20 protein-coding genes are annotated in these 20,103 nt (G+C 62.0%); 11 read left to right on the plus strand and 9 right to left on the minus strand.

Annotated features, from left to right (window positions below):
- Positions 1 to 8: 8 nt before the first annotated feature.
- Entirely contained in the window at positions 9 to 959 is a 951-nt protein-coding gene (locus tag M3A49_RS11415; protein WP_266228774.1) for a spirocyclase AveC family protein, read from the plus strand.
- Positions 960 to 1,012: 53 nt separating this feature from the next.
- Entirely contained in the window at positions 1,013 to 1,831 is an 819-nt protein-coding gene (locus M3A49_RS11420) for an enoyl-CoA hydratase-related protein (protein WP_266228775.1), read from the plus strand.
- Positions 1,832 to 1,849: 18 nt separating this feature from the next.
- Here M3A49_RS11420 and M3A49_RS11425 read toward each other — a convergent pair whose 3' ends face one another.
- The 5 genes from M3A49_RS11425 to M3A49_RS11445 form a co-directional block, all read right to left on the minus strand.
- A complete protein-coding gene (locus M3A49_RS11425) occupies positions 1,850 to 3,382 on the minus strand; it encodes an AMP-binding protein (protein WP_266228776.1) in 1,533 nt (510 codons plus the stop codon).
- A gap of 32 nt (positions 3,383 to 3,414) precedes the next feature.
- Positions 3,415 to 4,263 (minus strand): alpha/beta fold hydrolase, encoded by an 849-nt coding sequence (locus tag M3A49_RS11430; RefSeq protein ID WP_266228778.1) that lies wholly within the window; start codon positions 4,261 to 4,263, stop codon positions 3,415 to 3,417.
- A 40-nt stretch (positions 4,264 to 4,303) separates the two neighbouring features.
- Positions 4,304 to 5,221 carry an NmrA/HSCARG family protein gene (locus M3A49_RS11435; RefSeq protein WP_266228779.1) on the minus strand — a complete coding sequence of 306 codons (918 nt, stop codon included), beginning with the start codon at positions 5,219 to 5,221 and terminating at the stop codon, positions 4,304 to 4,306.
- A gap of 225 nt (positions 5,222 to 5,446) precedes the next feature.
- The gene (locus M3A49_RS11440; RefSeq protein ID WP_266228780.1) at positions 5,447 to 6,430 is read right to left on the minus strand and encodes a phytanoyl-CoA dioxygenase family protein; all 984 of its coding nucleotides are present in this window, start codon (positions 6,428 to 6,430) and stop codon (positions 5,447 to 5,449) included.
- A gap of 40 nt (positions 6,431 to 6,470) precedes the next feature.
- Positions 6,471 to 6,899 (minus strand): carboxymuconolactone decarboxylase family protein, encoded by a 429-nt coding sequence (locus M3A49_RS11445; RefSeq protein ID WP_266228781.1) that lies wholly within the window; start codon positions 6,897 to 6,899, stop codon positions 6,471 to 6,473.
- A gap of 181 nt (positions 6,900 to 7,080) precedes the next feature.
- Here M3A49_RS11445 and M3A49_RS11450 point away from each other — a divergent pair, with 181 nt between their 5' ends.
- Positions 7,081 to 8,055: a GlxA family transcriptional regulator gene (locus M3A49_RS11450; protein ID WP_266228782.1), complete on the plus strand. Its 975-nt coding sequence runs from the start codon at positions 7,081 to 7,083 to the stop codon at positions 8,053 to 8,055.
- Positions 8,056 to 8,138: 83 nt separating this feature from the next.
- Here M3A49_RS11450 and M3A49_RS11455 read toward each other — a convergent pair whose 3' ends face one another.
- Entirely contained in the window at positions 8,139 to 8,366 is a 228-nt protein-coding gene (locus M3A49_RS11455; RefSeq protein ID WP_266228783.1) for a hypothetical protein, read from the minus strand.
- Positions 8,367 to 8,529: 163 nt separating this feature from the next.
- Here M3A49_RS11455 and M3A49_RS11460 point away from each other — a divergent pair, with 163 nt between their 5' ends.
- The 5 genes from M3A49_RS11460 (at position 8,530) to M3A49_RS11480 (ending at position 11,714) form a co-directional block, all read left to right on the plus strand.
- The gene (locus M3A49_RS11460; protein WP_266228784.1) at positions 8,530 to 9,429 is read left to right on the plus strand and encodes a LysR family transcriptional regulator; all 900 of its coding nucleotides are present in this window, start codon (positions 8,530 to 8,532) and stop codon (positions 9,427 to 9,429) included.
- A gap of 152 nt (positions 9,430 to 9,581) precedes the next feature.
- Positions 9,582 to 10,367, plus strand: coding sequence for an SDR family NAD(P)-dependent oxidoreductase (locus M3A49_RS11465; RefSeq protein ID WP_266228785.1), 786 nt, complete (start codon positions 9,582 to 9,584; stop codon positions 10,365 to 10,367).
- Between the two features lie 284 nt (positions 10,368 to 10,651).
- A complete protein-coding gene (locus M3A49_RS11470; protein ID WP_254353342.1) occupies positions 10,652 to 10,849 on the plus strand; it encodes a hypothetical protein in 198 nt (65 codons plus the stop codon).
- Positions 10,846 to 11,160, plus strand: coding sequence for a hypothetical protein (locus M3A49_RS11475; RefSeq protein ID WP_254353341.1), 315 nt, complete (start codon positions 10,846 to 10,848; stop codon positions 11,158 to 11,160). Before M3A49_RS11470 ends, M3A49_RS11475 begins: the two co-directional genes overlap by 4 nt.
- An 11-nt stretch (positions 11,161 to 11,171) precedes the next feature.
- Entirely contained in the window at positions 11,172 to 11,714 is a 543-nt protein-coding gene (locus M3A49_RS11480; RefSeq protein WP_266228786.1) for a nuclear transport factor 2 family protein, read from the plus strand.
- Between the two features lie 86 nt (positions 11,715 to 11,800).
- On the opposite strand, the gene folE is transcribed toward M3A49_RS11480, so the two are convergent.
- Positions 11,801 to 12,436: a GTP cyclohydrolase I FolE gene (gene folE, locus M3A49_RS11485; protein WP_254353339.1), complete on the minus strand. Its 636-nt coding sequence runs from the start codon at positions 12,434 to 12,436 to the stop codon at positions 11,801 to 11,803.
- A gap of 184 nt (positions 12,437 to 12,620) precedes the next feature.
- Here folE and M3A49_RS11490 point away from each other — a divergent pair, with 184 nt between their 5' ends.
- Positions 12,621 to 13,598 carry an NAD(P)H-dependent flavin oxidoreductase gene (locus M3A49_RS11490; protein WP_266228787.1) on the plus strand — a complete coding sequence of 326 codons (978 nt, stop codon included), beginning with the start codon at positions 12,621 to 12,623 and terminating at the stop codon, positions 13,596 to 13,598.
- Positions 13,599 to 13,673: 75 nt separating this feature from the next.
- On the opposite strand, the gene M3A49_RS11495 is transcribed toward M3A49_RS11490, so the two are convergent.
- Positions 13,674 to 15,320, minus strand: a complete 1,647-nt coding sequence (locus M3A49_RS11495; RefSeq protein WP_266228788.1) for an MBL fold metallo-hydrolase — start codon at positions 15,318 to 15,320, stop codon at positions 13,674 to 13,676.
- A 40-nt stretch (positions 15,321 to 15,360) separates the two neighbouring features.
- On the minus strand, positions 15,361 to 16,542 hold the full coding sequence (bktB, locus tag M3A49_RS11500; RefSeq protein ID WP_266228789.1) for a beta-ketothiolase BktB: 1,182 nt from the start codon (positions 16,540 to 16,542) through the stop codon (positions 15,361 to 15,363).
- Between the two features lie 354 nt (positions 16,543 to 16,896).
- Here bktB and M3A49_RS11505 point away from each other — a divergent pair, with 354 nt between their 5' ends.
- Together M3A49_RS11505 and M3A49_RS11510 are read left to right on the plus strand one after the other, a co-directional pair.
- Positions 16,897 to 18,828, plus strand: coding sequence for an AMP-binding protein (locus M3A49_RS11505; RefSeq protein ID WP_266228790.1), 1,932 nt, complete (start codon positions 16,897 to 16,899; stop codon positions 18,826 to 18,828).
- A 5-nt stretch (positions 18,829 to 18,833) separates the two neighbouring features.
- Positions 18,834 to 20,045: an acyl-CoA dehydrogenase family protein gene (locus M3A49_RS11510; protein ID WP_266228791.1), complete on the plus strand. Its 1,212-nt coding sequence runs from the start codon at positions 18,834 to 18,836 to the stop codon at positions 20,043 to 20,045.
- Positions 20,046 to 20,103 lie beyond the last annotated feature (58 nt).

The following is a 20,103-nucleotide window of genomic DNA, read 5'->3' on the forward strand; positions in this document are numbered from 1 at the left end:
AGGCAAGCATGTCGGAGATGGTCGCTCGACGCAGCACGACCTGGCACAGGGTGTATGCGTGGGCTGCGCTCGGTGCGCTTTTCGCTTTTGCACAATTCTACGCCTACGTGGCATGGATTCGTTCGGAGGACTTCCGCCCCGTCGAACTGGGCGCGGACCCGATTCCGGAATCCGTGAAGGCGACGATCGACCATTACCAATGGGTCAGCGTGCTGCTATTGATTCCGGTGGCAATCTGGTTCATCTACGGAATCGTCAAAAGCCGCCGCATCGACGCGGTGCGTCTCATGATGATCGGCTGGCTCTCCGCATACTGGCTCGACCCGTGGTTGGACTTCCTTCGGCCGATGTTCACCTATAACGCCTATGCGGTGAATTTCGGCTGCTGGTGCCGATTCATTCCGTTCTGGCAGTCGCCGCATGCCCGCATTGCTGAGCCAGTCCTGATCGACGCGCCAAGCTACTTCTACACGTTCACAGGCACAGCGGTGGTCGCGCTATGGGCGATGCGTGCGGTCCGCCAGCGTTGGCCCCGTGCAGGTAACGTTGGACTCACGCTCGCGGGCTTCGCTGCCATCTGGATGACGATGGGTCTGCTCGACATCGCTGCCAGCCGCTTCATGGGATTCGATGCGTGGCCGGGCGCGTTTCAGCGTGTTTCGTTCTGGGGCGGTCACTACTACCAGTTTCCGGTTTACGAGTTCCTGCTGTTTCCGTCCGCCTTCGTGGCTTCTGCGTTCCTTCTGATGAGCGTCGACAACAACGGTTACACGGCGATCGAACGAGGCGTCGATCGTCTCGAGTGCCATTCTGCGGTTCGCACGGCGCTGCGCGTGCTGGCCTTCGTCGCGTTTTGCAATGTACTGAATCTTGCCTACACGACTGCAATGGGTGTGCACGCGGTATATGCGGATCCGTGGCCGACGGATGTGCCGAGTTGGCTGGCGAACAATCGATGAACAACCGGAACGCTCAGCGCTTCGACAACGTCGAGTATTACGTAGAAGACGACGTGGCCGTCGTCGCGATGAGCCAGCCGCCGGTCAACGGGCTGGGCCTCGGAGTTCGTCGCGGGCTCGTCGCTGCGTTCGAAGCGGCGCGGCACGATCCGGAAGTTCGAGCGATCGTGCTCAAAGGCTGCGGTCGTGGCTTCTCTGCAGGCGGCGACATCCGCGAATTCGGCACGGCCGCTGCGGCGGCAGCCCCCGCGTTATCGCTGCATGTTCATCCGGTGATCGAGGCGAGCGAGAAGCCGGTTGTCGCCGCTATTCACGGATTTGCCATTGGCGGTGGGCTGGAAACGGCGTTGGTCTGCCATTACCGGCTTGTCGCAGACAATGCGCAGATCGGGCTGCCGGAGTGCAGGCTTGGTGTGATCCCTTTGTCCGGGACGCAGCGTTTGCCGCGTGTGCTGGGCCTCGCAAAATCGATCGAGTTCATTCTCGGCGCGCAAATCGTGTCCGCGAGTACGTTCGCCGGAACAGCGCTATTCGACCGAATCGTCGAGGGCGATGAGCAGCACGTGTTGCGCCTGACGATCGAACTGGCGCGAGAGAAGATCGGCAGCGCGGCGTTGCCATTGATACGCCGGTTGCCGTTGCCGGACCACGATCCGGTTTCCGTTATCGCTACGGCGCGCGCGCGCCTCGCCTGTGGCGATGCGATAGAAAGCAAGTGCCTGGATGCCATCGCTGCCGCCGCCGAGTCGGCTGATCTCGAAGCGGGCCTGGCCGCGGCGCGTACGATTTACGATCGGCTCGCTGCGTCCGATGAGGTGTCGAGGCAGCGAGATCGTTTTTTCAAGTCGCGCCAGGACAACCACGCGCGATAAGTGCCGACTGAACTGCCGTTACGTGGAAAGCTGCTTGCGCAGGTCGCCTTTTCGCACTTTTCCCGATGGCGTGCGCGGCAGTTCTGTAACGATGCAAAGATGCTCGGGGGTCTTTTGCTTCGCCACGCCCGCGGCGGCAAAGTGGGTCTGAACTGCGCTCAGGTCGAGTGCCGAGTGTTCGTGCAAGACGACTACGGCACAGACTCGTTCGCCGTATCGGGCGTCGGGTTGCGCCACGACGGCGACATCGCGTACGGCGGGGTGAGTGGCAAGCACGCGCTCCACTTCGAGCGACGAGATGTTTTCTCCACCGCGAATCACGATGTCCTTCTTTCGGTCCGTGATGGTCAGGCAGCCGCTTTCGTCGAGATGGCCAATATCGCCAGTCCGGAACCATCCGTCGCGAGTGAATGCCGCCGCATTGAGCGCCGGGTCGGTGTAGCCGACGAACAACTCCGGTCCCTTGATGAGAATCTCGCCGTCGTGTCCCGCAGGCAGGTCGCGGTCCAACTCGTCGACAACGCGCACCTGAGAACCGGGCTGAACGCGCCCGTCCGAATTGGCTCGAATTTCAAAAGGCGAATCGGCCCAGCCAACGCTCACCGTCGAGTGCTCGGTCAACCCATAAGCGCGTGTTCCCGTAAATCCGGCGCGGTCGGCCAGCGCGACGTGCTCGGGCGTGACGCCCGTGCCGCCCAGACCGTAAGACACAAGCGATGCCAGGCTGCGGCCGTCGTGATGAGCGGCATCAAGGAGTCCTTGAAGATGGAACGGCGTGCCGCCTGAAAGGCGCACGCGATGCTCTTCGATGAGTCGCGCAGCGAGCGAGGCGTCCCATCGGTCCATGAACACCATCTCCGTGCCGGTGACGAACGGGCGCAGCAGAAAATTGAAGCCTGCGATATGTCCGGCGGGGAAGGGTGTGAGGTAAGGCCCAGACCCGTCGATGAACGGAATCTGCCACTCTGCGCCAACGGTGCGATGCGAGTGCTGAACGCCTTTGGGTGAAGCCGTGGTCCCCGATGTGTACAGCAGCAGGCAGATGTCTTCCGATGTTGGCGCGTCCCCGAGATGCCGATCGTGCGTTGTCGCCGCGAGCCGTCGCAGCGCATCGAACGTGATACCGTTCGCGGGCGCCCGATTGCCAACGACGATAACGCGCTCCAGATCGGGTGGGTCGCCTAGCGCCGCGACACGCTCCAGGTAGTCCGTGCCGCACCAGAGGTCGGGTACGCAAAGAAATCGGGCGCGCGACTGCCGAAGGATGAAGCCGACTTCGGCTGGACCGTAGATGTGGACGATCGGTACGAGCACGGCGCCGATCTCGAGTGCAGCCAGATACAGAAGCGCAGTCTCGCGTTGTGTGGGGAGCTGTATCGCGATCACCTCGCCTCGACGCAGGCCGATCGCTCGCAGCGCCTTGCATATTCCTCTCGCGTCGTGCAGCAAGGACTGCGTGGTGCACGTGTAGGCGCCGCCCTGGGTATGAAAATGGAGCGGCGTGGCGCCGTGCTGTTCGACGGCGCGCGCGATCAGAGCCGAGAGAGGCAACTCACTTGTCCAGGTTGCAGTTGTGTCGGGTTTCATGCCAGCAACGCTCGTAAGAGGCTCACCAGCGCGAGTGGCTGGTCAAGCATCATGTGATGGCCTGCGCGCGACATCGTGATGGGTCCCTTCGCGCCAGGAATCGCCGCTACGATGTGGCGCGCGCGATCCGCGCTGACCACGCTGCTGCACTCGGCGTGAACGTAGCTGACGGGAACCGTGATGCGGGTCAGCAGGTCTTCCTCGCCTTCGACCGGCTGGAGATCCCGCAGCTTCGGGTCGAAACGCCATACCCAACCTTCGGCGGCTTGGCGAAGCGATGTCTGCGCAAGATGTTCAAGAAGCCACGGCTCGCAATCCTGCTCGGGGATGAGGCGAAACCGGCTGACGGCGGTTTGCCAGTCCGGATAGGGGCGTGGAGGCGGGCGTCGTTCCACGGCAGGCAAGCTATCGCCGCGTAGCATGAAATACGAATCGAGCACGATGGCATGCGAGAGACGATCGGGAAAAGTCGCGCACGCCTGCAGGAGACGAGATCCGCCGAAGCTGTGGCCGACTGCAACGCACGGACCGGAGCCGATTGCGTCCACGACGGCTACGAGGTCGCGCACGAAAATGTCTGCGCTGTATTCCTGCCTGTAGCCGCTGTCACCCATGCCGCTGAAATCCAGAGCGAACACGCGAAAGCGGTCGGTGAAAAACGGCGCAATGAAGTCCCACCAGTGCGTGTGTCCTAGAAATCCATGCGCGAAGACGAGCGGAGGTTTGCCTGTGTCTGCGGCGTTCCAGGAGACATAGTGCACTGCGGCCCCGCTGGCTTCGGTGAAGTGGGAGCGGCGTGGCTGGCTCATGGCGAGATCGAACCAGGAGGGGGCACTGACATTCATTGCGGCTCTTCCATTGCTCAAGGATTGTTTCGCAGACCTGTCACGCAAGCGGGATGTGCTGTCGATTCGCGTCGATCCAGTCTGTCATCGAGGTCAGCTGGATACCACGTTCGGAGAGCGAATCGATGTCGACGCGATACCCGACCGCGTTGATCCATTCCTGCGCGTTCACCCAGCCCGGTGCGAGGCCCTTTGCTCGCGCTTCGTCCGGCGAGACGTGCGAAACGCCAATCTGTGTGCCAAGAACCTGACCGAGGCGAGCTCCCACTGCGGACATCGTGAGCTTCTCCGAAGCCAGCGGCACAGTCTCGCCATGCCAGCGTTGCGCGTCGTTGAGCGCGCTGGCTGCGAGCGCACCCACGTCGTCGGCGGCGACCCAGTCGAGCCGGGTATCGGGCAGCAACGCGCTGAGCAGCAAGCCCTCGCGCAGGTGCGGGAACATCGCGCGCGCTTTCGGCTCAGCGAGATTGTCCATCATGAATGCCGGTTGCAAGACCGTCCATGATTCGAAACCCGCAGAGCGAACGGCCTCTTCGACGTCCCATTTGTCCGTCCAGTATTTTTGATTCCAGCGCTTCTCGTTCCAGTCTGGAAACGTCAAATGATTGCCTGCCTGCGCCACGGAGGTATGAACGAATTGCGGGACGCCCGCGTTGCGCGCTGCGTTGATGAGCGCGAAACCCTGGCGGCGCTCCCTGTCGCTGCGATCGAAATCGGGGAGGAGAACGGAAAAGACGGAGCTGACGCCCTCCATCGCTTTTTCGAGCGACTCACGGTCGTCCAGATCCCCCCTTAGGCCCTGCGCATGCATTTCGATGAGTGCCCGTGCAGTCGGCGAGTCTGGATCTCGTGTCAGAAAGCGCACTGTACGTCCAGCCGCAAGGAGGCGACGAGCGGTAGCACCCCCTTGCGCGCCAGTAGCGCCGATGACGAGTGTCGCGTCGGATGAATCGGTCATGATTTTCCGGTGGTCGAACTATAGAGGTAGGCCAGCCGTGTCGTGGTTGGGCACATAGCGCACGAAGTCACTAGCCATGCGACCGGTCATTGAGGAATCGCCTGGAATCGCGCTTGTGTTCTAATATTAGCACGGTGTTCAGAAAAATATGCGGTGGCGAATGCGCGGGCGCCAAGGGGCGCGGAGCGGAAAGACGAAGCGTCGCCTTTCCGCGCGATAGCACGATCAATGCTGCGGTCGCAGCGTTTGAACGAGGCCGCCTTCATGTGCGACGATCACTTCGCAGCCCGGCTGATAAACGTCGGCAATCTCGTCGCCGCGTACGCGGTTGCCCTGGAAGCCGCGCAAATAGCTCGTATCGTCGAGCCGCAAGACATGGTCGCCATCCGCGTCGCGCACGACGATCTGGTCAGGCGCGATAGACGTCAGCGTGCCCACATAGGGCAGCCGCGGCGCGAACGGGAAACTGCCGCCTTGCGGCAGGATGCGCGTGTCGAGCGAAAGGCGGAAGCGGTCGGAATGATTGCTGAGCCCGGAATGCGGCGTGCGCCGGCTCATCAACAGGACGTCGCCCAGACGGTAGTTCGTGCGGCGCCATGCTTCTTCGGGCACGCTCGCAAGGTCGATGGGAATGATCTTGTCTCCGTCCTTCTTATGCAGGCACGGAAGCTTGTGCAGCCCTTCCGCTACGGCCAGTCCACCAACTTGCGCGTCGATATCGCTGAGTGGAATCCAGCAAATGATGAAGTCGAGGCGGTCGCTGTAGATCGCATCTTCGTGAATGAAGTCGAAGCGTGTGCGGTTTTTGTCGATGGCGGGCGGCGAAGTGCGGTATTCGGTAAACGGCACCCAATAAAGCGGTACGTCGAAGAGCCGCTGGAAGAATGCGCGAGTTGCGGGATCTTCCATCACGGTTCGCGCTGCGCGCTGCTCATTCATTTCCTTCACGGGAAAGAAGCTGAAATTTTCGCGCTCCTTGCCGGTCCATCGCACGTCCCGATCGTTACGGTCCACGAAACCGTTGCGGTCGAGGTGGTCAACGAGCAGCGCGCGCATGCGTTCGAGCGGCTCGTGGTCCAGTACGTCGCGGAAGAACAGGTAGCCGTCTTCGTCCCAGCGTTGTTGCAGCGCGGCGTGATCGCCGAGCAGATCGTTCGAAACGTTGAATTCGCGCATCGTCGGCACGATATCCACGATTGGTGTGCTCACAAATTGTCTCCTCAGGTCGCGGGGGCGCTTTGCCGCTGTCTCACAGCAATCCGCGTTCTTCCGAAGTGCGGGTGGTAGTGTCGATGCCCAGTTCCCGCAGCGTCTCGAGTACCGCCGTGGTGGCGGAGGCGACAGCCGGGAAGCCTGCATACGGCAGCGCCTGGATGAGCACACCTTCGAGCTCTCGTGCGCTCAGACCGTTGCGTACTGCAATGCGGACGTGGTTTTTCAGTTCGAATGTCTGCCGGTTGGCAATCAGGATGCCGAGCGTCACGAGGCTGCGCTGTTTGCGCTCGAGCTTGTCGTCGCCCCATACGTCCGCGAACGCGTAATTGACGGCAAGGCGTGAAATATCGGCGCCGAAGCCGTTGGACTCGCTTGCGGCCCGCAAGCCGGCTGCCTTGTCCTCACCCATGATTTCGCCGAATACCTTTAAACCATAGGCGTGCTTTTCTTCGAGGGTCTTCATTTGCGTCTCCTGTTTTACCGCGGCGGCGCGGCTATGGGTGGCGGGTAGCGGCTCCGCTTTTCCCGCCATTCTTTTCGCTGGCAATATTGACGATGATGCGTGCTAAGATCGCCGCGAAAGAGGATCAAATTCTGCATATAAGGGGATCGAAATTCGCAAGCCCGCCACCCCGACCGAGCCAGTGAAAGACGTTGCCGCGCTCGTGCTGCCGGGCAGCTACCTGTCGAGCGTGGGCGCGCTGGTGGATGGGTTCGCGCTCATTGCGCGACATGTATTTACGCAGTTCGCGCCGCCATACCGCCACACGATGAAGACGCAGGTGCGCCTGTTGAGCGCCACCGCGGGCAGTCTGGAGTTCGCCGGCGGCCGGAAGATGGATAGTGACGGCGACTTGCTGGGCGACGCCGAGTACAGCATCGTCTACGTCCCGGCCTTTGCGGTGGCCAGCGAGGAGGCGCTCGTTACGCTGCTCGACCACGCACAGCCGGTGACGGAGTGGCTGCGTTGGCAACGTTCCCGGGGCGCGGTACTGGCCGCAAGCGGCACAGGGGTATTGCTGCTCGCTCAGGCAGGCCTTCTCGACGGTGGCACTGCGGCTGTCCCGCGCGTGCTCAGGGGCTTGCTGCGCTCGCGCTATCCCAAGGTGCGCGTGGACACCGGCGCCACGATCGCGGAGCACGGAGGCGCGCACACCTGCAGCGTGCCGGCAAGCGAATGGCAACTCGTGGCGCGCCTCGTCGATCGTGCGATTTCATCGCATACCGCTCAATGGCTCGCCTCGACGACAGGCACGGATGGCGAGCGCGAGGAAGGCCGCCTGTCGAGCGACGATCCGCTCGTAAGCAGCGCGCAGTTCTGGCTCGCACAGCGTTTCGCCCAGGACTTCAAAATCAGCGAACTGGCGGACGTGCTGGCCGTCAGTCACGCTACGTTGCTGCGCCGCTTCTCACGAAGCCTCGGCATGACGCCGCGGGCTTATGCAAGCTCATTGCGAATCGAGTCAGCAAAGCGCATGCTGCGCAACACTCAGGTCTCCATCGAGCAGATCGCCGTCATGGTTGGCTATTCAGATGTGCGCGCGTTTCGCAACATCTTCCACAAATACGTTTCGATGAGTCCTTCCGCGTATCGACGGCGCGGCGCCGGCCACGAATGAAGAATGAAGCTGCCCGGCATTCAGGCGTCAAAGGTGTCGAGTTCCGCCTTGCCGGTATCGGTCGAACGAAACTGTTCGAGCAGCTAATCCACCAAAACCCTGACTTTCGCGGGCAGATACTGGTGATGGGGGTAGTGCACGTAAATGCGCGGCCCCGTGCCATCCGCCTCGTCGCCGCGCACCCGGTATTCGGGAAGCACGATCTTGAGTGCCCCGGTACGCAGATACGGTAGCACCACGGGCACGGATGACGGCGTGATCCCTGCGCCGCTGAGCGCCGCGACGAGGCTGGTATCCGGCTGGCCTGCCACGGTTAGACGCCCGCGGGGATGGTGGACGCAGGTCTACGTCAAGTTCGGATGCACCCGATACCGCCTACGTTCAAAAATGTGACCAGGGTTCATCCGTAGTGCACTGCAACGGGACAAAGGCGATATGCTGGCGGCACCCTCGATATCGAAGTCATATCAAGCCATGGAATTGCGGCATCTCAGGCACTTTGTAGCGGTTGCGGAGACCCAGCACTTCGGGCGTGCGGCTGCGCGCCTCGGCATGGCGCAGCCGCCGCTCAGCCAGTCGATCATGCGGCTGGAGGAACAGCTTGGCATCAAGCTGCTCGAACGCACGCCGCGCGGTGTGACCCTCACGCCCGCGGGATCCGCGTTGCTCGCGGAAGCCAAGCCGCTGATCGCGCAAGCGGAATTAGCCGAGCGGCGGGTACGCCAGGCAGCCGACGAACTGGCGAGCCTGAGCGTAGCGTTCGTGCCGATGTGCGCGCTACGCATCATGCCGCTGGCCATTCAGGGGCTGCGCAAGCAATGGCCGGGTGTCGATGTCCGGTTGATCGAGCGTGGTAGTGCCCTGACTGTCGCGAGCGTGAAAAACGGCAGCATCGACCTGGGCGTGGTCGTGACCAGCGCGGCGGACGTCTCGGGTCTGGAAAGCGAAGTGATCGAGCGCCTGCGCGTGGTGGCCGCGGTCCCCGCGAAGTGGCCCGTCGCCGCGCAGCGTTCGATTCGCATCGCGGATCTCGCTCGATATCCGCTCATCATGTTCCCTCAGCAGATGTCGCAACCGCTGTTCGCCGCGTTCGAAGCAGCACGGCGCGAGGAGGGCTTGTCGCCGCGAGTGACCCAGCAGGCTCGCCACCCCTATACGATGCTCAACCTCGTCGCTCACGAGCTGGGTGTCGGTTTGATGCTGGACTCGGCGCGATACTTGCCCGTGGAAGGTGTTGCTTACGTTGATATAGAAGATGTCCCGGCATCCGGCGAAACGGAAGTGTCGCTGGTGTGGGCGGATAGACCCCACAAGCCCTGGCACCGCGCGATGCTCGACATCATGCGCGAAATCGCGTCGCCGACCCCGGTGTGACGCGCGCAGTCGCGCCGTTGAACCGATTCATTCTCGCTGCTCCTCGCGCCATTCGTTTCTGCGTTCACCTTGACACCCCAAGGTGGGGTGTTTATGTTTACGAATGACGTTCACAAAATAACCCGCTCGCGTGGCGAGCCAAAGGAGGAGCAGTGAGTACGAATGTGGCGAGTCTTTTCAGTCTCGATCAGAAAGTGGCGGTGGTGACAGGGGCAGGTTCGGGTATCGGCCGCGAGACGGCGCTGTTGCTGGCGTCGGCCGGCGCCGCTGTGGTCGCGGCGGACCTGAACGAGGAAGCGGCGCAGGAAACGGTCAAACAAATCGAAAGCGCTTCCGGTAAGGCAATTGCCGTCAAGGTGGACATCGGCAACGAATCCTCGATTCTTGCGATGTACGAAACCGTGCAGGCGGAGCTCGGGCGTCTCGATATTCTCGTCAACAATGCGGGTATCTATCCGAAGACGCAATTCGTCGAAACGTCGGCCGAGAAGTGGGACAAGGTTCTCGGCGTGAACCTGCGCGGCACCTTCCTCTGCATGCGCGAAGCGATCAAGCGCATGCAAGCGGCCAAGCGCGGCGGTTCCATCATCAATATCTCGTCGGTGGCTTCGCTGCAGCCCGTGATTTTCGACAACGGCGATTACGGCGCATCGAAGGCGGGCGTCAATAACCTCACCAAAGTGGCCGCTCTCGAATTTGCAGCAGACGCAATTCGTGTAAATGCAGTGTTGCCCGGCGGCGTGGCGACCGAGGGCGCAGCTGCATCGACCAAGGTCCATCAGGCAAGCGGCCCGATTACGCAGCCCGGCCGTATGCCCCTGGGCCGCATTGGCGTCGCCTCCGATATCGCGCGCGCCGTGCTGTTCTTTGCCTCGCCGGCATCGGACTATGTCACCGGCCAGCTCCTGGCTGTCGACGGCGGTTTCCAGGTTTCCTGATCGCCCCTCGGCGGCCCGTTATTCGCGTTGCGAAGCCGCATCGGCGATGCGGCTTGGGGCTGCCTTTTGCTTTGCCCAAATTGAATACGCTCCGTTGCGCACACTTGACCGTGTGCGTAGCGTGCGCTCGCGCATACGCACCACGCTACGCCCTGGCGGCTGGTGAAAATACCGACACAATTAATTGAACGAGTTGTTGCATAACGGAACTTCGTCACCTACGATGTCGACATAGAGGCGCCGCGAAAGCGCCCGCGTGGCATAAGCCTGATCGGAGACATGCGATGTATCTGCTCGACAGCGATTTACGTGGCCCTCTCGCGGACTACACGTTCCACTATCGGCGCCAGCCTGCTGGCAGCCATCCTCCCTCGTCGGACGAATCGGATCGCGCAAAACAATCGAATTGGGCGGCGCGTGCGCTGGGTGCGATGGCGCACCGTATCTTCGGCAAGATGCGCATGGAGGGGGCGGCACGATGAAAACGATGCCTGGCGAGCGCGCTCGAGAAGCGCGCAGGGTATGGCTCCCGCTTATCCTCTTGTCGATTTCGGCAGCGGCGATCTGGCTGCTGCAACGCGACTTGCGCATGGAAGAGTTGGGCCGTTCGGCGCTGTTCGACGTTGTGATGACGATTGCCGTGCTCGGTGCGACGGCATTCGCGGGCCTCGTTGGGTGTGCGATTGCGAGTCGCGCGCAAGAAGAGGAAACCGATTTGTCGACAGGTGAAGGGTATTGCTTCATTGGCGCGGTGATCGGCGCGGTGGTCTTTTTCGTCGCCATGACTTACTAACGGTAGAAACCATGAACGAAGAGTTGAGCGCACGCGTGGAGGCGCTGTTGGACAAACAGGCCATACTCGAATGCGTGCACCGCTATTGCCGCGGGGTCGACCGCATGGACCGTGAGTTGACGCTGTCGGCGTACCACCCGGATGGGATCGATGACCACGGCGCATTCGTTGGCAATGCAAAGGAATTCGTAGATTGGGCCTTTGCGTACCATACCGAGCATCAGCTCTCGCACCACCATATGGTGTTCAATCACAGTGTCGAACTGAAGGGCGACGAGGCGCACGGGGAAACGTACTGGCTTTTCTTCGGCGAGAATCGCGTCAAGCCGGACACGCTTGCGGTGGGGCGCTATATCGACCGCTTCGAAAAGCGCAATGGCGTGTGGGCGATTGCCGCTCGCGTCTGCATCTCGGAGGCGATCAACGAGCTCACGCCTGCCGTAGTGCCTGCTGCGTGGCGCGAAATCTTGATGAGCAATGGCGTGAGTTCACGAAATCGCCAAGACGTCTCTTACGAGCGGCCTCTCACGACACGTCAGCCCAGCGAGGTTTAGGGGCTTGCGTAAGCGTCGCGCGAAGCTTGTCACGAATAACCTGCATCTCATGCAAGCCAACGTCGGCGTGGAGCCGACGTTGGCTTTTAGCTATTGGGCAACGGCATGATCGTGCTGTGGCCTACGATAGACAGGAACTCCCGGCGCGTTGAAGGATCGTCGCGAAACGCACCCAGCATCCGGCTCGTCACCAGCGACGCGCCGGGCTTATGCACGCCGCGCGTGCTCATGCACTGATGCGCGGCTTCGAGGATCACGGCGACTCCCTTGGGCTGCAACACTGTGTTCAACGCATCGGCGATTTGAACGGTCATCTTCTCCTGAATCTGCAGACGCTTGGCATAGATGTCGACGAGGCGCGCAAGCTTGGAGATGCCGACCACACGATGCTCAGGCAGGTAGGCAACGTGGGCGCGCCCGATGATGGGCACCATATGGTGCTCGCAATAGCTTTCGAAGCGGATGTCCTTTAGTACCACCATCTCGTCGTAGCCATCCACTTCTGAAAACGTCGTAGCAAGAATCTGCATCGGATCGGATTCGTATCCCGAGAAGAACTCGCGATACGCGCGCGCGACGCGTGCGGGTGTTTGAATGAGACCTTCTCTTTCGGGGTCGTCACCCGCCCATCGGATAAGCGTTCGCACGGCTTCTTCCGCCTGATCCCGCGTGGGGCGAACCGACGCTTCCTCAGCGCCAATTTTTTCGTCTCGCTTGTTCATCAACTCTCCTGATCATTCATGCCTCGTGCAATCCGACGCACGTGCGCGTGTTCGGCACACCCGTATCGGCAACGTGAATAAAGTGTATATAATTGCACGGTGTTCGTAAATACAAACGCACGTGCCGCGCTCGACGGCCTGCACGCTGCGGAAGCAGGTTGCACTTACATCACAGGATCAGTACATGAAAACGCGCATTACCGAGTTGCTTGGGATTCGATATCCCATCGTTCAAGGCGGCATGATGTGGGTGGGCCGCGCGGAACTGGCCGCTGCCGTCTCGAACGCCGGTGCGCTCGGCACCATCACCGCGCTCACGCAACCCACGCCGGGGGCGCTGCGCAACGAGATTGGCCGCGTTCGATCGATGACGGATCAGCCGTTCGCCGTGAACCTGACGATACTGCCGACGATCAAACCGGTTCCGTACGATGAGTACGTGCAAGCGATCGTTGAGAACGGCGTGAAGGTCGTCGAGACGGCGGGACGCAATCCCGAGCCGTACATGCCGGCGTTCAAGGCTGCGGGTATCAAGGTCATCCACAAATGCACTTCCGTGCGTCACGCGCTGAAGGCGGAGGCACTGGGGTGTGACGCCGTGAGCGTGGATGGCTTCGAATGTGCGGGTCACCCAGGCGAAGACGATGTGCCCAACCTCATTCTGTTGCCGGCAGCCGCCGCGAAACTGCGCATTCCGATGCTGGCATCGGGCGGCATCGCCGACGCGCGCGGCATGGTCGCGGCACTCGCGCTCGGTGCGGACGGCATCAACATGGGCACGCGATTTATGGCCACGCAGGAAGCGCCGATTCATGAGAACGTCAAGCGCAGGCTGGTCGAGAACGACGAGCGCAACACGGCGCTGATTTTCCGCACGCTGAAGAACACCTCGCGCGTTTTCAGAAATTCGGTAGCGGAGAAAGTGCTGGAACTCGAATACAAGGAAGGCGCGACCTTCGCGGATCTCAAACCACTCGTGAGTGGCGAGCGCGGAAAACGCATGTACGAAACGGGGGATACGGAAGATGGAACGTTCCCCGCTGGTCTCGCGATCGGGCTGATCGAGGATATTCCCACCTGCGCGGAACTCGTGAGCCGGATGGTCGCTGAGGCGCGCGCACTCATCCACGGCCGGCTGGCTGCGTTCGCAGAAGACAACTGAGCGTCCTGTAAGGCGTCTTTCGAATACGCCTGCCCGTGCCCGGATTGAAAACGGGCGTGGGCAGGCAGTTTGTATTCAGCAACGCGGGGCTTGTTCGTCTAACCGGTCGAGATGAGCAAGCAGCGAGCGGGCCGCGGCTGGCCAGAGCTTTGCCGGTACGTCGTCGTAGGCATGGCGTAGCCAGTCATCGATCGAGCCGTTCGGCAGTGTCTTCACTGCCTGCGCGATCTTTGCTTCCCGCGCCATGCGGTGCGCCTTGAGGCGCGCGATCTGCTCGCGCGCGCAGTCGAGCACGTAGCCGTGTGCAGGCAGAATGAAGTCGATCTTATGTTCAACGCAGATCGCGTCCAGCCGGTCCAGCGACGCGAGGTACGCAGTCATGTTGCCGTCGGGTGGATCGATGATGGTCGTGCTTCCATTCAGGATGTGGTCTCCGCTGAACAGCAAACCGTCCTCGACGAGGACGAGACACACGTGGTTGCTCGCGTGCCCCGGTGTCGGAACGACAAGCAATCCATGTGTCTCGCCATCACCGGCAAGCGTGAGCCACTCACCGTCGCGCAGTTCGCGGTCCGGGACGAAATGGCTGCTCGCCCTGACAAAGGGCCCGGACGGCAGACCGAGGACCGTTGGCTTGTTCGTGCACATGGCCTGGAGTGGCCGCGCGCCGGGCGCGTGGTCCGCGTGCGAGTGCGTGCAGACGATCATGCGTATGTCGCCACCGGTTGCCGCAAAAATGCGCTGGAGGTGCGCCCGATCGTCAGGCCCCGGATCGATCACGATGAAGCCGGATGCCGCCGTGCCGATGATATAGCTATTCGTGCCTGGTCCCGTCATCATGCCGCCGTTCGCGACGGTCAACCGCATCACATTTTTCAGAAGCGGGACGGCTTCGGTCGATCGCCAGTCGAGCGCGTGAAGGACCTGGCCGTCAGGACACACGAGGCGAAGCTCCCCGTGCGGCGCGTCGCCTTCCATGCAACGCACGACGCTGCCGGCTTTCAAGCCACCGCGCGGACAACTGCTCCACAGCGGTCTTTCACCGGCGCATGCCGCAAGCAACGCTTCGACCGAGTCGAACGAACGAAGCCGTTCGAGCGTGCGCACGGTTGGGAAGATCATCGCGAAGTCGCCTGCAGCGTGGCGCGCGAGCGCATCGGAGGGATTCACCCACACCGGTTCGAATTGCTCGGCGCCGTCCGCGACAGCGGTTTGTCCAGCAGGCATGCGCGCCACGAAAAACTGCACGTCGAAGCGCCGGGGCAGGTCGCGGTCGGTGATCCAGTGCGCAAGCGGATAAATGCAGTCGGCTGCGAGTGTGAGGCTTCGCCGCGCGCAATGTTCCTCGATCGCCGCGCTTCGGTCGAGCGTCGCGATATCGCTGTCGTCGACGAACGCGCCATCGCTTCGCCGCGCGAGCAACACGCCTAGCTCCTCGAATGTCTCGCGTATGGCGGCCACGGCCTGAACCGCCTGCGCTTCGTCTTGTGTGCCGCGCCGTGATGCGCACGCGGCGATGCGGGCATCGGATGGATCGATCGCTCCACCAGGAAAGACAAAGGCGCCCGGTGCGAAGCTCGCTTGCGCCGAGCGCCGCGTCATCAGCACTTCAATAGCGGCCGAACCTTCGTATTGCGCGTCGCGCAGCAACAGCATCGTTGCCGCCGGACGTGGTGAAACGGGTTGTCGTTGCGGGTGGAGCAGTTGTTCGGGGCGTACCACGTCACTCCCTCTGATTCAATGAATAACCGCTTGCGTAGCCCTAAATGCGTTCGAAGACCGCCGCGATGCCCTGGCCGCCGCCGATGCACATCGTGACGAGCGCATAGCGGCCACCGCAACGGTGCAGTTCGTGAATTGCTTTCACCGCAATGACGGCGCCGGTTGCGCCGATGGGATGGCCGAGCGAGATGCCCGAACCGTTTGGATTGACCCGGGCGCTGTCGAATTCTAGCTCCTTCGCGACGGCGCAAGCCTGCGCGGCAAATGCTTCGTTCGCTTCGATCACGTCCAGATCCGCCACGGTCAAGCCCGCGCGTTGCAATGCCTTGCGTGTTGCAGGCACCGGGCCAATGCCCATGTATTGAGGATCGACGCCCGCGTGTGCCCAGGACACGAGCCGCGCGAGTGGACGAAGGCCGCGTTGCTCGGCAGTGCGGCGCGCCATCAGCAGGACTCCCGCGGCGCCGTCGTTGAGGCCGGACGCGTTGCCGGCCGTCACGGTGCCGTCCTTCTGGAATGCGGGGCGCAACTTGGCGAGATCCGCGGCGGTCGTGCCGGGCCGAACGTGTTCGTCAGTATCGAAAACGCTTTCGCCCTTTTTCGTGCGGAGTGCTACAGGCACGATTTGCTCGCAGAAGTGTCCATCGTGGATGGCTCGTGCGGCGCGCCGGTGCGACTCGACGGCGAGTTGGTCCTGGTCGTCGCGTGAAACGCCGTACTTCTTCGCGACGTTCTCCGCAGTCACGCCCATATGGCAAGCGCTGAACGGATCGGTCAACGCGCCGACCATCATGTCGATCAGGCGGATGTCGCCCATGCGTGAGCCCCAACGCGCGGCAGTGGCAACGTACGCTGCGCGCGACATGCTTTCCGCGCCTGCGCCGATGGCGATTTCGGTTTCGCCGAGCGCGATGGCCTGGGCGGCTGAAATGATGGCCTGGAGGCCGGAGCCGCACAGCCTGTTGAGTGTCAGCGCCGGGGCGTCCGCACTGACGCCGCCCTCGAGCGCGGCTACGCGCGCGAGGTACATGTCGCGAGGCTCGGTATGGATCACATTGCCGAACACCACGTGGCCGACATCGTCACCCGGCAGATTCGTGCGGTCGAGCAGCGCGCGAACGACTGTCGCGCCAAGCTGCGTAGGCGGAACGCTCGCTAGCGCACCACCAAAATCTCCAATTGCAGTGCGCACGGCAGCAGTGACGACGACCTCATCCGACATGATGGCTCCTTGATCCGACGCTCGGCCACGATCCGTACGTCGTGTTTGGAAATATGAATGACGTTCACAAAGTAGCGTATTTTTGGTTTTATGTCCACGTGATTGTGCAGTGCGCAAGGACGGGATCGTGTCGCCCATTTCAACGAGTATTCGCGCCAGATGCCGGTTCAGCATCGGGCCTTTCTTGTGGATGACAACCGGATAGACGTGCGTTCGATTTCGCGTTATGCTGGTTCAACATTATGATCAGCGTTCAATTATTGGTTATTTTGGACGTGCGAGATTTCCGTCTGCCGAAAGGTGGTGCGAACGCTCGCAGGACATGGCTTGCCAAATAACAACAGGACGATTCAGATGGATGCAGGTACGGCTTCGCACGATGCCCTCATGGATGTACCGTTTCGCCCCATTCGCCTCGGCAGCATGGAGGCGATAGTCGAGCGCAGACCCGATGGCAGCGTAGTGTACGAACTGAAGGAACCGCTCGAACCGTATCCCGTCCGCTTGACGGAGCGGCTCGGACACTGGGCGAGCGTTACGCCCGAGCGCGCATTGCTCGCGCGCCGCACGCCGGATGGCAAGTCGTGGGAGTCCCTCACCTACAAGCAGGCGTTCGACGGTGCGCGTGCATTGGGGCAGGCGCTGCTCGATCGAGGGTTGTCCCCGTCGCGTCCGTTGATGATTCTTTCGGATCGAAGCTTCGAGCATGCGCTCTTCGCGCTTGCCGCATTGCACGTCGGGATTCCTTATATTCCGGTGACCCCAGCGTATTCGCTTTTATCGCAGGACTTTTCGAAGCTCAGGCAACTGGCGGCTGTGTGCACACCAGGGCTCGTGTTCGCGGATGACGGCGCGCAGTATGGCCGCGCATTGCGCGAGGTATTCGGTGACGTGGAGTGCGTCGTCGTCGGCCCGTTGCCGGAGGGCCGTGCCGGTTCGCGTGTCGCGGAGTGGCTGAAGACGCCGGTTACCGCCGATGTCGAAAAGGCGTTCAACGCAGTGGGCCCGGACACGGTGGGCAAGATCATGTTCACTTCGGGTACGACGGGCGCACCGAAGGGGGTGATCTACCCGCAACGCATGTTGTGCAGCAATCGCCAGCAGGTCGCGCAGGTGTTCGCGTTTCTTCAGGACGGGCCGCCGGATCTCGTCGACTGGCTGCCGTGGCATCACACCTTCGGTGGCACGCATAACTTCGGCATGGTGCTGTACGGTGGGGGTACTTACTACCTGGACCCCGGCAAGCCAACGCCGGAGGAAATTGGCCCGACCGTGCAGGCTTTGCGTGAAATCGCACCGGTGGTCTACCTCAATACGCCTCAAGGGTTGGCTTCGCTCATTCCGCATCTTCAAGCCGACAAGGCATTGCGCGAGAAATTCTTCAGCAAGCTCGCGCTGATCTACTACGGCGGCGCAAGTCTGCCGGAGTACATCTGGGCCGAACTCGACGAACTCGCCGTGCGCACGATAGGCCAGCGCGTGCTCATCATGTCGGGGATCGGCGGCACGGAAGCAGGCCCCACGCCGATGTCGGCAGCCTGGGACCCGCGGCGCGAGGCGATTGCGGGGTTGCCCGTGCCCGGCGTCAAGGTGAAGGTGGCGCCAGTTGGTGCGAAGCTGGAGATCCGTTTCTTTGGCGACTGTGTTACGCCAGGGTACTGGAAAGATCCCGAGCGCACCGCCGCCTCGTTCGACGAGGAGGGCTATTTCCGCTCCGGTGACGCCGCAACCTTCATCGACCCGCAGCGTATCGAACTCGGCCTGCGCTTCGATGGCCGCATTGCGGAAAATTTCAAGCTGTCCACGGGTACATGGGTCAACGTCGCCGAGTTGCGTCTGCATGCGTTGAACATTTTCGGCCCGTATGCGCGCGACATCGTCATTGCGGGGCACGACCGCGATTACCTGACCGCAATCGTATTCCCCGACGTCGAAGCGTGCCGTGCGCTGTGCGACGACCTTCACGAGCCTACGCCGAGCGTCGATCAGATCGTCAACAGCCGTGGTGTGCTGGCGTTCTTCCAGACGGGCGTCGACAAACTCGCGGCGCGCCCCGGCGGCAGTTCCGCCCGTATCGCGCGCATCGTGCTCGAAAGTGAGCCGCCCACGCTCGACAACGGCGAATTGAGCGCGAAGAGCGCGATTAGCCAGCGCAACGTGCTCGAGCGGCGTCGCGGCGTCGTAGAGGAGCTTTATCGCATGCCGCCCACGCCGCGCACGCTGGTCGGCAATGCCGGCGCTGCCGAAGCAGATCCTGTTCAACGTATCGAAAACGCTGGAAGCTAAAGAATATGGATTTTCGCGTAGATCCGGCCGACATTGCGTTCCGCGAAGAAGTTCGGGCTTTTCTCAAAGAGCACCTGCCGGTGGATATGGCGTTTCGCGGCCAGCAGGGCTTTCTCGCAGGCGACGACGATTCCCAGCGCTGGACGCGCATTCTGCATGAAACACGCGGATGGTCGGTCCCGCATTGGCCCGTTGCCGACGGCGGCACCGGCTGGACCGCGATGCAGCGCTACATCTTCGAGGAAGAATGCTATCTGGCGGGCGCTCCCGCGCAGAATCAGGCGGGTGTATCGCTCGTCGGACCCGTCATTTGCGAGTTCGGAAACGAAGAGCAGAAGCGGCGCTTTCTTCCGCCGATTCAGCGCGGCGAAGTGTTCTGGGTGCAGGGCTTTTCGGAGCCGGGTTCGGGCTCCGATCTCGCATCGCTGCGCACGACGGCGGTTCGCGATGGAGACCACTACATCGTCAACGGACAAAAAATCTGGACGAGCTTTGGCGCCTATGGCCAATGGAACTTCGTGCTGGTACGAACGGACAGCGAAGCGAAGCCGCAGAAGGGCATTTCATTCCTGCTGCTCGACATGGCGACGCCGGGTGTCACCGTGCGGCCCATCGGGTCGCTCGATGGCTGTCACCACCTGGCCGAAGTGTTTTACGACAACGTGCGCGTGCCCGCCGAAAACCTGATCGGCGAAGTGAACAAAGGCTGGGGGTATACGAAGTTTCTGCTCTTCAACGAGCGCGCGTTCCTCGGCGCCGAAGCACCGGCTCTCAAGCGCTATCTGCGCAAGATCCGGCACTACGCATCGCGCGAGCGCGCGGCGGGCAGGCCATTGATTCAGGACCCGACGTTTGCGGCGCGTCTCGCGCAGCATGAACTGGAGGTTCGGGCGATTGATATGGCGGTGCAGAAGATTCTGCATCAAGGGATCGACGAGCGCAGCGGCGGCATGGCAATCGGGTCCATGCTCAAGGTGCGAGGCTCGGAACTTCACCAGAAGCTCACGGAGATGTTGCTGGAGGTGATCGGCGACTACGGCGCCGTGTTCTACCCCGATCCGAATGAAGAGCACGCGCTGCGCGATGCATCGTTCATCGGGCCCGAATACGCGCCGGGTCTCGCCGCCGAGGTTTTCTACCGGCGCGCTTGCACGATCTACGGCGGCACGGCCGAAATTCAGCGCAACATCATCGCGAAGGCGATGTTCGATCTGTGACGCATGCGTCGATCCCCGATCATCCGTCGATCGCCGTTATGGGCGATCGCGTCAATTG

This window comes from Paraburkholderia sp. CNPSo 3076, from assembly GCF_026343935.1.
Classification (GTDB): domain Bacteria; phylum Pseudomonadota; class Gammaproteobacteria; order Burkholderiales; family Burkholderiaceae; genus Paraburkholderia; species Paraburkholderia nodosa.